The 14,119-nt window shown below is 39.9% G+C and carries 17 protein-coding genes; 11 read left to right on the forward strand and 6 right to left on the reverse strand.

Translation table 11 applies throughout. The annotated features are described in order from the left end of the window. The first annotated feature begins 120 nt into the window (after positions 1 to 120). The 6 genes from AA0Y26_RS03120 to AA0Y26_RS03145 all read left to right on the forward strand — a co-directional run bounded on the left by AA0Y26_RS03120 (position 121) and on the right by AA0Y26_RS03145 (position 2,845). Positions 121 to 525 (forward strand): YhcN/YlaJ family sporulation lipoprotein, encoded by a 405-nt coding sequence (locus AA0Y26_RS03120; RefSeq protein ID WP_413365037.1) that lies wholly within the window; start codon positions 121 to 123, stop codon positions 523 to 525. Then, entirely contained in the window at positions 526 to 981 is a 456-nt protein-coding gene (gene spoVAC / locus AA0Y26_RS03125; protein WP_413365039.1) for a stage V sporulation protein AC, read from the forward strand. Continuing rightward, positions 975 to 1,967, forward strand: coding sequence for a stage V sporulation protein AD (locus AA0Y26_RS03130; protein WP_413365040.1), 993 nt, complete (start codon positions 975 to 977; stop codon positions 1,965 to 1,967). The genes spoVAC and AA0Y26_RS03130 overlap by 7 nt, the downstream gene beginning before the upstream one ends. Positions 1,968 to 1,979: 12 nt before the next feature. Continuing rightward, entirely contained in the window at positions 1,980 to 2,345 is a 366-nt protein-coding gene (gene spoVAE / locus AA0Y26_RS03135; protein ID WP_413365042.1) for a stage V sporulation protein AE, read from the forward strand. Between the two features lie 65 nt (positions 2,346 to 2,410). Further along, positions 2,411 to 2,587, forward strand: a complete 177-nt coding sequence (locus AA0Y26_RS03140; protein ID WP_413365043.1) for a YjcZ family sporulation protein — start codon at positions 2,411 to 2,413, stop codon at positions 2,585 to 2,587. Between the two features lie 12 nt (positions 2,588 to 2,599). Then, positions 2,600 to 2,845 carry a stage VI sporulation protein F gene (locus tag AA0Y26_RS03145; protein ID WP_413365045.1) on the forward strand — a complete coding sequence of 82 codons (246 nt, stop codon included), beginning with the start codon at positions 2,600 to 2,602 and terminating at the stop codon, positions 2,843 to 2,845. Positions 2,846 to 3,033: 188 nt separating this feature from the next. On the opposite strand, the gene AA0Y26_RS03150 is transcribed toward AA0Y26_RS03145, so the two are convergent. From AA0Y26_RS03150 to AA0Y26_RS03160, 3 genes are all read right to left on the reverse strand, one after another. Beyond that, on the reverse strand, positions 3,034 to 3,462 hold the full coding sequence (locus AA0Y26_RS03150) for a GNAT family N-acetyltransferase (protein ID WP_413365047.1): 429 nt from the start codon (positions 3,460 to 3,462) through the stop codon (positions 3,034 to 3,036). A gap of 4 nt (positions 3,463 to 3,466) precedes the next feature. Further along, positions 3,467 to 3,982, reverse strand: coding sequence for a YjcG family protein (locus tag AA0Y26_RS03155; RefSeq protein WP_413365049.1), 516 nt, complete (start codon positions 3,980 to 3,982; stop codon positions 3,467 to 3,469). An 84-nt stretch (positions 3,983 to 4,066) separates the two neighbouring features. Further along, positions 4,067 to 4,786, reverse strand: a complete 720-nt coding sequence (locus AA0Y26_RS03160; RefSeq protein WP_413365051.1) for an alpha/beta hydrolase — start codon at positions 4,784 to 4,786, stop codon at positions 4,067 to 4,069. A 197-nt stretch (positions 4,787 to 4,983) separates the two neighbouring features. Between AA0Y26_RS03160 and AA0Y26_RS03165 the strand changes: the two genes are divergently transcribed. Both AA0Y26_RS03165 and AA0Y26_RS03170 read left to right on the forward strand, forming a co-directional pair. Continuing rightward, a complete protein-coding gene (locus AA0Y26_RS03165) occupies positions 4,984 to 5,565 on the forward strand; it encodes a phosphatidylglycerophosphatase A (protein WP_413365053.1) in 582 nt (193 codons plus the stop codon). Between the two features lie 96 nt (positions 5,566 to 5,661). Further along, entirely contained in the window at positions 5,662 to 6,318 is a 657-nt protein-coding gene (locus AA0Y26_RS03170; RefSeq protein ID WP_413365055.1) for a thermonuclease family protein, read from the forward strand. 227 nt (positions 6,319 to 6,545) lie between these two features. On the opposite strand, the gene AA0Y26_RS03175 is transcribed toward AA0Y26_RS03170, so the two are convergent. The 3 genes from AA0Y26_RS03175 to AA0Y26_RS03185 are packed head-to-tail and all read right to left on the reverse strand — an operon-like array spanning position 6,546 to position 10,100. Beyond that, a complete protein-coding gene (locus tag AA0Y26_RS03175) occupies positions 6,546 to 7,670 on the reverse strand; it encodes a Ger(x)C family spore germination protein (protein WP_413365057.1) in 1,125 nt (374 codons plus the stop codon). Next, on the reverse strand, positions 7,651 to 8,760 hold the full coding sequence (locus AA0Y26_RS03180; protein WP_413365059.1) for a GerAB/ArcD/ProY family transporter: 1,110 nt from the start codon (positions 8,758 to 8,760) through the stop codon (positions 7,651 to 7,653). Before AA0Y26_RS03180 ends, AA0Y26_RS03175 begins: the two co-directional genes overlap by 20 nt. Further along, the gene (locus AA0Y26_RS03185; protein ID WP_413365061.1) at positions 8,757 to 10,100 is read right to left on the reverse strand and encodes a spore germination protein; all 1,344 of its coding nucleotides are present in this window, start codon (positions 10,098 to 10,100) and stop codon (positions 8,757 to 8,759) included. The genes AA0Y26_RS03180 and AA0Y26_RS03185 overlap by 4 nt, the downstream gene beginning before the upstream one ends. A 345-nt stretch (positions 10,101 to 10,445) precedes the next feature. On the opposite strand from AA0Y26_RS03185, the gene isdC reads away from it, so the two are divergent. From isdC to isdE, 3 genes are all read left to right on the forward strand, one after another. Next, positions 10,446 to 11,222, forward strand: coding sequence for a heme uptake protein IsdC (isdC, locus tag AA0Y26_RS03190; protein ID WP_413365063.1), 777 nt, complete (start codon positions 10,446 to 10,448; stop codon positions 11,220 to 11,222). Positions 11,223 to 11,238: 16 nt separating this feature from the next. Further along, positions 11,239 to 13,059 carry an NEAT domain-containing protein gene (locus tag AA0Y26_RS03195; RefSeq protein ID WP_413365065.1) on the forward strand — a complete coding sequence of 607 codons (1,821 nt, stop codon included), beginning with the start codon at positions 11,239 to 11,241 and terminating at the stop codon, positions 13,057 to 13,059. A gap of 144 nt (positions 13,060 to 13,203) precedes the next feature. Beyond that, the gene (gene isdE, locus AA0Y26_RS03200) at positions 13,204 to 14,100 is read left to right on the forward strand and encodes a heme ABC transporter substrate-binding protein IsdE (protein WP_413365067.1); all 897 of its coding nucleotides are present in this window, start codon (positions 13,204 to 13,206) and stop codon (positions 14,098 to 14,100) included. Positions 14,101 to 14,119 lie beyond the last annotated feature (19 nt).

Here is a 14,119-nt window from a genome sequence, read left to right on the forward strand (position 1 = left end):
CCCTGTCTGTGAACTCTTTCTACAATATGAAAGTGTGCAATAGCGATTAGGGCGATTGCTACGGTTGAATAAAATTTACTGTCAGAGACGATACTATGCACAAAAAGGAGGTGCAGGAAATTGAGAGGAAAGCTACTCATTGTCTGCTGTTGTCTTCTACTTGTGGGATGCAGCAATACGAACGAAAAACTGACAACTTTTTATGCTACATATGATGGCGAGAAAGAAAAAGGAATCGAGAAAATGTTGGATAAGCAACAGGATATCGAGCATGCCAATGTCATTTTTATAGAAGATAAGCTTCTTGTTGCAATGCAGGTAAAGCCATGGAAGAAGTACAAAAAGAAATCCATCGAAAAGAAGGTGGAAGAAGAGTTGAAAAAGGAGTATCCGAACTTACAACTAATTGTTTCTGCCGATTTTAAACTGCACTGGGAATCAGCAAAGCTTATCGAAAAGAATGAAACAAAAAATTTAAGCGAAAAAATTGAAGATTTAAGGAAACTAGCGAAGGAGGAAACGTAAATGAACGAACAGCGCTATCAAACAATCGAACAGCAAATTAGCCCGAAACCCCCTGTTGCGATGAATATGCTCAAAGCCTTTTTAGTAGGGGGAGTGATTTGTGCAATTGGACAAGCAATTTCATACTTTTATATTATTTTCTTTGATTTTACTGAACAAACGGCAGGAAATCCTACAGTGGCGACAATTATTTTTATCGCCATGTTGTTGACAGGATTTGGTTTGTACCGCAAGCTCGGCCAGTTTGCCGGGGCGGGCAGCGCAGTGCCGGTTTCGGGATTTGGTAACGCCGTTATTTCAGCTGCTATTGAGAGCCGTACAGAAGGGTTTGTTCTCGGTGTCGGCAGCAATATGTTCAAGCTTGCCGGGTCAGTTATTTTATTTGGGGTTGTGTCAGCGTTTTTTGTAGCGCTTATTAAACTTATTTTAGTAACAATTGGGGTGGTATCATGGTAATCGTGTTTGAGAGGAAGCCCGCAATTTTAGCATGCGCGGCTGTCACGGGTCCGCTTGAAAAACGAAGTGTATTCAAGTCCTATTTTGATTCCATTATGGATGATGAACGGTTTCAAGAAAATACGAATGAAAAAGGACAAATGGTGCTTGTACAGGAAGCATGCCAAGTTCTTCTAAAAAAAGCAGATGTAAAAAATTTAGATATTGATTACTTTTTAAGCGGGGATCTCGTTAATCAAATGACGCCAACCAGTTTTGCGGCAAGAGAGCTTGCCGTTTCATTTATTGGCTTGTTTGCAGCGTGTGCTACAGCTGTCTCATCTGTTATTATTGCAGGCCTTTTAACAGAGCTAGGTGCATCCAATTTTGCTATTGCAGGAGCAAGTAGTCATCATAATGCGACAGAGCGTCAATTCCGTTATCCGGTCGATTATGGTGCGCAGAAACCTGCTACAGCGCAATGGACAGTGACAGCAGCTGGGTTTGCTCTTGTTGGTAAATATCATGAGGGAATGCCGTATATGGCTGCTGCTACTGTAGGAAAAGTAGTAGATTACGGACAAGAAAACCCGCTTCATATGGGTGGTGCAATGGCACCGGCCGCCTACAGTACCATTACTACCCATTTAAAGAAACGTAACCAGAAAATCAGCGATTACGATGTTATTTTTACAGGAGACCTTGGGAAAATTGGTCTTAAGCTATTAAAGGCGATGCTTGCTGAAGATGGCATTAAAAGTGAGGAACTTGATATTCTCCGGGATGGAGGAGATGAGTATTTTGGTGAAGATGAACGCTTCCAGGCAGGGGCAAGCGGTGCAGGATGCTCAGCCTCTGTGTTCTATAGCTATGTCGATCTTCAAATGAGAACAGGACGCTATAAAAAAGTACTTCTTGTAGCAACAGGTGCTCTGTTATCACCACTTTCCTATCAGCAAGGGGAGACGATTCCCTGTATCGCGCACGCAGTTGAACTAACAGTATAGGAGGAAACAGGGATGATCTACTCATTTATATTTGCCTTCATTGTGGGGGGGCTTATTTGTGTTATCGGCCAGCTGTTAATGGATGTGGGCAAGCTCACGCCAGGTCATACACTGTCCATTCTTGTAGTCGTAGGTGCCGTTTTAGATGGCTTTGGTCTATATGAGTATTTGATTGATTTTGCTGGTGCAGGAGCTACTGTACCTATTACATCGTTTGGGAACTCACTGACACACGGAGCCCTGGCTGAAGCTGAAAAGCACGGATGGATCGGTGTGCTGACAGGTATGTTTGAGGTGACGAGTTCCGGTATTAGTGCCGCCATTGTATTTGGTTTTATCGGAGCTTTACTTTTTAAGCCAAAAGGAACGATCGACTAGACGAATATCCTCCTTTCATTTGCTTATGTAACATACATTAGCAAATAGAAGGGAGGTGTTTTTTTATGGGCGGCTATTATAACTATGGCTGGCAAGGCGGAAATGTTGGAGGCCAGCAGAGTTGTTCGAACTACAGCTACGGCGGAGGTTATGGCGGTGGCTATGGTGGAAGCGGCAATATGTTCGTGTTGATCGTGGTACTGTTCATTTTATTAATTATCGTAGGTAGCGTAATCATCTAAGGAGGGAAGCGTGTGGAACCGTTTTTTAGACAGGTTGAGAAAAAGACCGGTGTGCAGTTCGAGGAAATACTAGCGCTTGCCAATGCGATTCAACACGCGGACTTTTCGAATGAAAAACAAGTGCGTAAAATTGTTCGTAAAGTAGGCAAACTGGCGAATCGCCCAGTCGATTCAGCATTGGAAGATAAAATCGTAAAATCGATTATGCAAGATGGTCAATCTCTTGATCTAGGAAAAATTGAAAAAATGATGAGATAAAAAAACGGATTTCCGTATAGTTACGGAAATCCGTTTTCATTTAAAGAATTCTGCCATTTTGCTGTGTGCTCATATCTATAGGCTAAAGCGAAGCAGCCTGGGCCCGTCTTTGAGAGTAAGGTCTCATTCTCCTTACATGCTCAAAAACATTCGTCAGAGCTGAGCAGAAGCTTTAGCAACTTTGATTTTTAAATTACTTTTTCCATTGCCCGATGAGGTATATAGGCATCTAAAAATTCAGGTGAAGTAACTACATAACCAAGCTTTTCATAAAATGGAATAGCATAGCTTTGAGCGTTTAGCTTCAGCTTTTCCCAGCCGTATTCTACAGCGTATTTCTCTACCTGCTCCATGATCAATACACCCAGCCGCTTGCCGCGGTACTCTTTTAATACGCACACACGCTCAATTTTCCCGACACCAGGGGAGATTTCACGTACACGGGCAGCTGCAATGGTATGATCATCTTCCTGAACAATGAAATGTGCCGCTGTTTTATCAAATTCATCCAGCTCCAAGTGGAGTGGAACACCTTGTTCCTCGACAAAAACCTTTTTCCGTACATCAAATGCCAGTTGTTTTTCTTCTTCAGTAGTAACTAATTTAACAATAAACACGAACTTATTCAGCTCCACTCAATCTAAATGTCTCATAAGTCGTCCATGATCCATCTTCCAATTGGTACAGAAGGTGGAAACGGTCGATTGTTTCTTTTTCATCTACACCGCTCATACGTAATTGGCCTAAAATGTCATCGTGTTCAGAATCTGTCATTTTTTGAGCAATCGTAATATGTGGAACGAAGACATGTTTTGGCTTGCCGATTTGCAGTTGCTCCTGGATTTCATTATGAATATTTTCAAGCTGAGGTGTCGGCTCAATCCGGAAATAGATCGCGTTTGTCGTTGGGAAGAAGGAACTTATACGCGAAGCATGAATTGTTAGTGGGGCAAAGCGCTTAGCGATCTCTGCAAGCTTCTTTGTAATATCCCCAATCTCTGTTTCATCCGCTTCGAATACGTCCTTCAAAGTCATATGCGGTGTAATCTGCGCATAGTGTGGGTCATAGCGTTTACGGTAAGTATTCGCTAAATCTTGTAGTTTTTTTGATGGAAATGCAACAATGCCGTACTTCAAAGTTCATTACCTCCCGAAAAATCAATTTTCTCTTCATATTTAGTATAACAGATTGAACAGTCTTTTTCGCAATTGTTGAAAAGATTATCCGAAATTTTCAATCAACGCCCTCTTTAAATCAGGCTTCCAATACTTCCAAGTATGATTGCCTGTAAACTCTTCATAAAATGTATCATAACCCATCTCGACCATCATTTTATGCATTTGGCGGTTAGGCGTCAAAAAGTCTTTTTCCGTTTTATCATGCAGAACCACTTTATCTTCTTCTGTTCCGATCACATGATAAACAGAAAGCTGATCAAACTCCTTGGCTGAGCGCACTTTTTCTATCACTAGATCATCTACATAGGGAGAATGAAGAATGGCTTTGCCGAAAATATTCGGATACTTGATGGCTGCAAGCAGTGAGACTGTAGCTGCCATGGAATCACCGATCAGCCCGCGATTTGAACCAAGGGCATTTGTCGAGAATTCCCTGTCCAAGTAAGGTACGAGCTCATGTGCTAAAAAGCGTAAGTAAGCTTCATGCTGGTCACCGGAAGGAATATACTTGCGTTTCCGGTCTTCCACACTTTTGTAAGGAACGCCAACGATGATCAAGTGTTCGATTTCGTAGTCGTCAATCAATTCATCAGCAAGACGAGGAATACCACCAAGCTGGAAATAGTCTTTTCCGTCTGAAGCGATTAGAATATTATACCTGTATAACGGAGTATAGTTGGCAGGGATATAAACCAGCAGCTGCATATGTTCCTGCAGGCATTCACTGTAAAAGTTAACATCTTTGACTGTTCCTTTATCCACATATGTCACTCCTTCTCATAGTTGTAACGAAATTGTATCATATTGAATAATAAAGGTGTAATATGTAGGTAACGTTTGTTCTATTTACGGGTTCAATTAGATGGGAAAGGACTTATTAGAAATAGGATCCTGTCTCAATTTCTATCTATTGTTTTGAGCCGATTATATATGACTAAATAAAGAAATGGAGATTCCCTATGCAGAATAAGAAACTTCGTGTCCATTCCGATGAAGTAGCAGCTGCTACACGTGCGGCTTTAGAACGCCGCGGTGTCACAGTAGAAGCTGTAGCGGACATTGTATATGAAATGCAAAAGCCTTATAACCCTGGTTTGAAGATTGAGCATTGCATAGAATCAGTAGAACGAGTATTGCTGAAGCGGGAAGTGCAGCACGCTGTTCTCGTTGGGGTAGAACTTGACGAGTTAGCGGAGAAAAAAATGTTATCTGAGCCGCTGCAGTCGATTGTGGAAAGCGATGAAGGGCTATTCGGTGTTGATGAAACAATTGCACTTGGCTCAGTTTTTACCTATGGAAGTATTGCCGTTACAACATTCGGTCATTTGGATAAGCAAAAAATTGGTGTGATTGAAAAGCTTGATACAAAAGCAGGCGGCGGTGTCCATACATTTCTTGATGATTTAGTGGCGAGCATTGCAGCCTGTGCTGCTTCTCGTCTTGCACATAGAATGCGGGACTTGGAGGAAGAGGGAGAGACATTTGCAGATGTACCGCCAGTTGTGCTCGGCCCAAACCCAAAAACAAAACCAGAAGAGTAAGTGATTCGCCATTTGCGTTTTCGTAAATGGCGTTTTTTCTAGTTATCGCTTATGATAAATAGTTGATAGTATATTCAGTGAAGGAGAAGCAATTAAATGAAGCTTAAAGATATTAAAACACTTATCACGAGCGGCACCGTTTTATTGGCGCTTGCACTATATATGATATTTGGCAATCCTCCCCCGGAAAAGGATGAAAAAGGACAAGAGAAGCAGACAGAATCTGCATTGAATGGCAGTGTGGAAGAGAGTTCGGCCATTATTCCCTTGGAAGAAGCAGAGAAGGTGACAGGAAACAAGGCAGTGGCCGTTGAATACTTATCTGCAAATGACGGTGATACAATCAGTGTGCAGATGGATGGAGAGAAAAAACGTGTACGCCTCCTTATGATTGATACACCGGAGATGAATTATAATAAAGGCGAACCAATGCCGTATGCTGAGGATGCAAAAGCATTTACAATTGATCTATTGGAAAAAGCGGAATCAGTAGAACTGCTTTTTGATAAAGGACCGGAAACAGATCATTACGACCGCTTACTTGCCTATGTGTATGTAGATGGTGTAATGCTGCAGGAGGAGCTACTGGAAGAAGGCTTGGCAGCAGTCCGCTATGTAAATAAGCCAAACAATTCGCTTGAACAGCATTTCCTAGATATTCAAGAAGATGCAGAGAAGGAAGGCATCAACATTTGGTCACATGAAGGCTACTTCCAAAAAGACGGCTTCCATGCGGATGCTATACAGAAGTAGGAAGAAAATTTATCTAATAGAAGATGAATTTTTAAAAGGTTTCTATAAAGGTTTTCTTTATCTATTGACGGCAGCGTCTGGATGCAGTCTATGAGTGACTATTTTAAAAAATGGAGCTGTACAGAAAGGGAAATATTCTGTACAGCTTCTTTTCTTTTTCTGCGTGGTTTAGCTGCATAGATAGAAAAAATAGTTCGGGAGAATTGCCGGTTATGAATAGATATAAACTACTGAATTGATCCTGTACTTTTAAGAGCGGCCTTTACCGTTACGTTGATTTCCGCACTTTTATAAGCTTCTTCCCATTCTTTATTACTCATGCGTTTATTGTGAAGTGTTTGAGCCTTATACTGGATCCCAAAACCTAGAGGATCATACCCTTGCTTTACAGTTTTATCGAAAAACTCCATTAATTTTTCTTCTGCCTCTGTTTTGAGCAGCTCGTTATAATGCGGCAATAGCTGACTTTTTAAAGCGTTTTTGGATTCTGATATATAGCCATATAAACTTACTTCTATATCAAGCTTTAAATTGTTATCACTTTGGACTTTCAATTTCTGCTTAGTCTTTGAAGAATCAATTTTTGCAATAAAATATTCTCCTTCTTCATTTACCACTAGTTCTGCGGTATTTGCCTTTTGTGACAGCATATTAAAAATTGCTGTATCGAGAAAATCCAGTTCATGAGGTTCTTTGCCTGTCTCCAATATTAATGACTTGTTAATTTCAAAATGCGAATCCTCTTCATTAATCCTAATAACAGGTAAAATCGGACTAATCCCTTCTTCTTTTAGATTTCTTCTGAGGTTAAATAAATACGTTGTTACGATATATTGACTCTCTGTTCCATTATCATCAAAATAATTGAATAATTCCGGGTAAGCAGCGGATTCACCTTGTGGAACCATTTTAATAATTTCTTCAGCAGACGGTCTCCCGACAGCCATCCAGGAAATCATCTGAATATCGGGTCGTCTTATTAAAAAATCCAAAACTTCCTTGTTTTTATCATCCTTTACTAAGTCTTCACCGAGAACAATCAGTTTGGAATGTCCAAATTCAAGTTCTTTATCGGAATAGGATTCTAATAAGCGAATCGCTTCAGATAAGGACTCTCCATTTTGTGTGAGATACGAATACTCAGGTTTCTGTGCCTCTTTAAAAGAGCCGGTGGGTTCATATAATTTTAAGGTGATTTTGTATGGTTTGTCTGGATTATCCGATTGGTCAATAGCAATCATGGAAACAAAAACATCTTTATCAATATCTTTAAATTCACAGCCTGTAAGAAGAAGGAGTAATGGTACTAGCAAAAGAAACGCTAGATTAGTTTTAGCTTGCTTGTTTGGCACCTTTCATCCTCCTTTTGATAAAGAAAAATAAAATGAGCATTAAAGGAAAAGCAACAATTAAAGTATTATAAAATAGGCTTGTATAACGAAATAATTGATATTCATTCAATTCACGAATAAAATACAGGGGAATTGCAATAAAGAATGGAATAGGAAGAAATCTTCCAATGTTTTTCCCCTTATATTTTATATTGTCTAATTTAAACACAAACTTTAAAAACTCCATAGCGACATGCCAGTGAATAATAATACTTAGAAAAGCGATGCCTAAATAGAACAATAAGAAAACATACAGAACACGTTCAATGATAAAATAATCCATTCTTAATGAATCGCTTGTGGAAATCCATGGATAAACAAGCTCATCAATAGCCTCAAAGCCGTTAAAGCCAATCGGGATAAAATAAGTCGTAAATAACGTAGAGACTGACACAATAGTTATGATAATAATTTGTTTCCAGCCAAAGGTTTGTTTCTCAGTAAAGAAACGATTAAAGATAGAAAGATTGACAACTCCCAAAAATAAAAAAAAGCAAGCAGAGAATGCATTTAGATTAGGCAATTGATTGACGTATAAAGCGGCTTCCTTTACGAAATCCCATTCCAGGTTTTGACTCGTATATGCCTTGTAAAAGATGAAAAGGATTAGTGGGAAGGTGATTAATAGAATGATTTCAACCGTATATAATACTCGGGCGGTTTTCATTAGGGCTCCAAAGATGACAGGAATAATAATTGTCAAACCGATTTGAATAATAGGCATCTCTGGAGAAAGGTAACGAATAAGAAGAAACGTAAATGTGATTAATGTAATCAATCCCGCAATAAACCACATAACAGCTAAAAGAAATACAACCGGAAGATGAAACCATCGAGCGGATGTTTTTTGCAGCAGCTCAGGCAGTGCCATGCCAGGGAAGGAATTAAAAAAACGGGTAAAGAGAGTGATAAGAATAGTACCTGCAACTACCGCCAAGAGCATGGAAGAAACAGCACCTTCCTTATGGAAATGCAAAAGAATAACGGGAACAGAAGCAATAATATTTGCCACCATATTAATTAAGATTAAGTAATAATAAAACCGGCTCAAGTCTCACCCTCCATTTTAGGTTTATTTTTCGGGGAAACATATAGCTGCAAATAAGGTTCGCCAAAACTGTCTATACTGATCAAATACATAATTAATACATATAAACCGAGTGTTAAGCCTGCTAAACCAAATATGCTTGTAATGAATATAAATAATAGGCGGACAATTCGTATGGAAAACGCCATTTCATTTACTGGGATGACAAAGGTTGAAATCGCTACTGCCGAAACGATCACGACCATAATATTGGATGCAAGTGAGGCCTCCGTTACTGCCGTTCCTAAAATTAATCCTCCTACAGTAGTAGCAGTGGCACTAATTGCCTTTGGAAGACGGATACTTGCTTCTAATAGCAGCTCCATAAAGAACAGCATGAATAACACTTCAAGGAAAGAAGAAAAAGGGACGCCTACCCTGCTGCCGGCAATAGTTAAAGCTAGTTCGGTTCGAAAGACCTCGGGAGCAAAGGAAGTAATGCCTACATATAGCCCGGGTAAAAGAAGGCTGATAAACAATCCAATATAACGGAGAATCCTTAAAAATGTTGAAATCATTATAGTATGATAATTATCTTCCATAGTAGTCATAAAATCGAAAAAGACAGCGGGTGTAGCCAGCGCTTGTGGGTTTCTATCTAGAACTAAAATTACTTTGCCGCCCGCAATATTATAGACAATCCGGTCTGGACGCTCCGTCATAATCATTTGGGGAAACAAGGAAAAGCGCCTACCATTCAGAAAATTATTCAACTGAGTAGTGGATGTAATTACCTGTTTGTCAATATGCTGAAGTCTTTCCCGTATTGCCTCCAATACACCGTTTTTTACTTTTTCACTGTCATAGATAATAGCCACTTTAGGCTGATTTACTTCTCCTTTTGTTACATATTCAACACATAAGGAAGGTTGCTGATAATTAGAACGAATTACATTGATATTTGTGGAAAGGTTATCACTTAGGGCTAATTGAGAACCATGTATCGTTGTTTCAACGGATGTTGCGTTGACTTGATCATTATTAGACAGCTTTACATCAAGCAAATATAATTGATTTTGCATAAGGATAATAGTATTTCCATCCAGGACCGCTGATCGAATTTGTTCTTTCGATTGACTTTCTTGAAATTGGGGCAACGCCTGTAAGTAGAGCTTAAATTGATTTTCTGTCTCCATTTCAAAAAAGGGTTTAATTAGTAATTTTTGAAGCAACTCCTGATCAATAAGAGGCTTAATATAGAATAATAAGGCGTATTTATCTTCATATTCTAAGGTTTTTCGTGTTAATTCGTTCGTATCTTTAAACTGCTCATTAATCCATATAATTGTCTCTAACGAAGACATCTAACCTCCCCCAATCATCTATAGTAAGAGTTGTGAATAGAATGTCCCAATTAGTGGAGTGTAATGCATGAAAAGAGCTGAAATGTTATGGATTTAAAGTAGTGATGAGTAGTATTTATAACAAAATATAATTTTATTTTTATTGTATAAATACTTTATTTTAGCAGGAGCACCGTTCTATTGGAGATAGAGCGGTGCTTTTCACTATTTCCAGAAAAATTGTGTCGAAAAGTCAGGAGAATGTGACAATCATGTAAATTTAAATGGAATTCTAATTGAGAATAAATCTTATTTATGGCATTCTAGTAGATGGAAAACAATTCAGAGGGAGGGAAACGTGACAAAATGAAAAAGATTTTTCCATTACTGGTTCCTGTAATTTTCATGTTATTCCTCGTATTACCGACTACTACTAGTGCCGCAATCGCTGACGGTACATACAGCGTGAATTACCAGGTAAACAAGCCGGGCAGCAATTCTGCTTCTATGGCAAATGACTATTTTTTAAAACCTGCTAAGCTAACAGTCAATAACGGTAAGATGAGTATTCAATTAACGATAAAAAACAGCTCCTGGGTGACACAGTTCAATCCACCAGGAGGGGCATCTGTTATCAGTTCTAATACAGGAGCTGATCAACGAGTTGTTCAATTCAATATCGGTTCATTTAATCCGTTGACAGTTGGGATGAAAATAGACATAGAGGACATCGATTACCATCACGCTTATAGCGTAGACTTTGTATTTGATGGTTCTGGTCTTCCTGAAGCAAAGCCGCAGCAGGAAACAGCACCACCAGCAGCTCCTTCCAATAATACTACCGAGCCAAAGTCAAATCCATCTCCGTCGTCAGGAAGTAACACTTCTTCAAATAAAGAGCCTGCCACTGCAAGTGGGAAGGCGGATAAAACCTCTACAGCTGAACAGTCAAAACCTGTACAGAATGAGGCAGATACTTCGCAAGAAGCAGCACAAAACAAAGACCAACAGGATGCAGCGCAAACTGAAGAGGTAGAAGTAGAAAATCCCGAGACGAGCGATGCATTGCCACTAGCTTCTCTTGTGGCATTCATGGCAGCTGCAATTATTTTTGTTCGAACAAAGCAAGCAAAAACAAATTAATCAGGGGGAATCAAGAATGGCAAAGAACCGTAACACAAAAATGGCATTGGCCGCATTAATGGCTGTATCGGCTATCACGCCTGCTGCGGTATCAGCAAATGCAGGTGAAACACAAAATGTAAATGGAACAGAGGCAACGACAAAAGAAGCTGCAGCACCTGCTGGTGAGACGGCTGTGCGCACAATTGACTTTAAAGTAACAGACGAAACAGGCATGTTAGCTAACTTTGTAAAAGGACCAGGTGAACTAGTTGAGCAGAATGGTCAGCAGTATATCAAAATAAACCTTTCCGACACGATGCTATCCATGCTTACAGCGGTTACTGTAAAAGGTGAATCAGCATTGCATGAAATCGGCGGTAAAAAAGTTGTACTAATACCGGTAGATAAAGATTATTCTCCAGTCGAAGGCGTATTTACAGTGAATTCTCCAGTGGCTAAAGGTGACTATACAGCAACGTTAACACCTGATGCACAATCTATTAAAGAAGCAGGGGAAGAAAAACCTGAAGAAAAGCCGGAGGAAAAACCAACACAGCCTTCTACGCCTTACGGTGAAATTGCTGATGGTAAATATAAAGTAACGTTTGATGCTTACAATCCAAAAACGGGTGAAGGAAATTACGCAGCAATTACACGTCAGTTAAATGAAGAAGCTACATTAGTTGTGGAGAATGGCAAGTACTTCTTAGAAATCAGCGGGACAGAACAATCGAACGGTATGATTGCTGAATATCAAGTACTTGTGGGAGATAAATATGTAAAAGCGGAAACAGTTACGGGCTCTCTAACAGAATATCCACATGTTGTCCGTCTGCCGCTGACATCTTTAAATGATTTAACATCAGCAAAACTACATGTAGTAGCTGGTACACACGATCAATGGTATGATTTCAAAATCGCTGTTGATAAAGGTTTAGATTTACCAGAAAAAGAAGATAATGCTAGTGAATCAGAAACTTTACCTGCTTACGTTTACCAAGACGGCTCAAACGAATTGTCTATCATGCACGGAAGATACTTGGCAGATAAAGTGGAAGTGACGGCAACAGAAACTGGCTATGAAGTAGATGTAACATTCCCGGAAGGTCAGCATTTAAATAACTTCATTGTGGAAGGTGCCACAGTAGCAAAAAAATCAGAGGAAGTTGTTGGCAGTAATACAGTGAAAGTTTACACAGTATCAGTTGATGACCTGTCAAAAATCTACACAGCGACAGTTGATTTATCAGTGCGCTTTGGTGATTTTGCCTATGATGAAAAATACAATGTTCAGCTGCAATTCGGTGGTGAAAGGAACCCGTTCACTGATATTCAAAAGCTGGCGAACTACGGTGCGATCGTCTCCTTATATTCATACGGTATTTTCAAAGAAAGTGAGAAATTCAACCCGTATAATACGACAACACGCTATCAATTCTCATTAATGCTATTCCGTGCATTGGAGCTTGAAGTACCAGAAACTACAAACTTCAAAGACATTGCAAAATTAGATGAAGAGGCGCTTTCTGCCATTAAGGCACTAAACAGCTACGGTGTGATTAATGGTATTAATAAAGAAACGTTCGCTCCTTACAATAAAATCACACGTGCCCAAACAGCAAAAATGATTTACCGTCTATTGGTGAAGGAAGGCTATGAGCCGGCTGCGGATGCAAAAATGCCATTCAGCGATGTACCGGCAAATGACAAAGAGCTAAATGAAGCCGCTGCTCAATTGAATGCACTAGGCATCATGACAGGCTCATCTGGTAAGCTAAACCCAGGAGCACCGCTTACACGTGACCAAATGGCAAAAGTTTTAAATAATGCGTTGGAAGTGCTTGTAAACTTATAATCAATACATTCGACAGACAGCTTCCTCCCCTTGTGTGAGGGAGCTACTGTCATATTTTGAAACATATTCGATTGAGGTAAATTTCCATCGTTGTCGACTTTGGATGAAAATTTACCTCAATCTGAATAAGCAGGGGGAAACGACATGAAAAAATGGTTGTGGGTCTTCCTTTTTGCTATAGCTGTGCTCGCAGGTTGTAGCAATAACGAAGAAGCAAACGAAAAAGCAGCTGCCGGTACAGCAAAAGAAGCGGCAAATACACAGGAGGAGCACCGTATTATTGCTGGGACAGTCGTGCTTGCCGAAATTCTGGACCGCTTGGATCTTGATGCGGTTGCCGTTCCAGAGACAGAGAAGAAGCTGCCGCAACGTTTCGAAGGACTGCCGTCGATTGGAAACGCGATGAGCCCGGATGCGGAAATTATTAAGTCCTTGAATCCGACAGAGGTATTATCCGTGTCTACATTGGAGTATGATTTGAAAGATTCATTTGAGCAGTATAAAATTCCAGTTGATTTTGTTGATTTGACAGGTATTGATAGTATGCTTGATGAAATCAAGGAACTTGGCGGACGATATAATCGTGTCCAGGAAGCTGAGAATTTAGTGAACGAATTAAAGGAAGAAATTGAAGCGGTAGAGCTTGTTGCTCATGAAAATGAAAAGCCTAAAGTGCTGATCCTGCTTGGCGTACCAGGCAGCTACTTAGTGGCTACTGAAAATTCATATGCAGGCGACCTTGTAAAAATTGCAGGCGGAGAAAATGTCATGGCCGGTCAGGATGCGGAGTATTTAGCATCCAATACTGAATACCTGTATGATGCTAATCCTGATATCATTCTGCGCTTGGCACATGGTATGCCGGAAGAAGTAGTAGAGATGTTTGATGAGGAATTCCAAAAAAATGATGTGTGGAAGCATTTTAATGCTGTAAAAAATGATCGTGTCTATGACTTGGAGGAAGCGCTTTTTGGTACAACAGCAGCTTTGAATGTACCGGAAGCCCTCGATACATTGGTAGAGATTTTCTACAGCAAGTAATACTGGCCGGCAATGGCTT

Source organism: Lysinibacillus canaveralius (assembly GCF_047301505.1).
Lineage (GTDB): Bacteria > Bacillota > Bacilli > Bacillales_A > Planococcaceae > Lysinibacillus_B.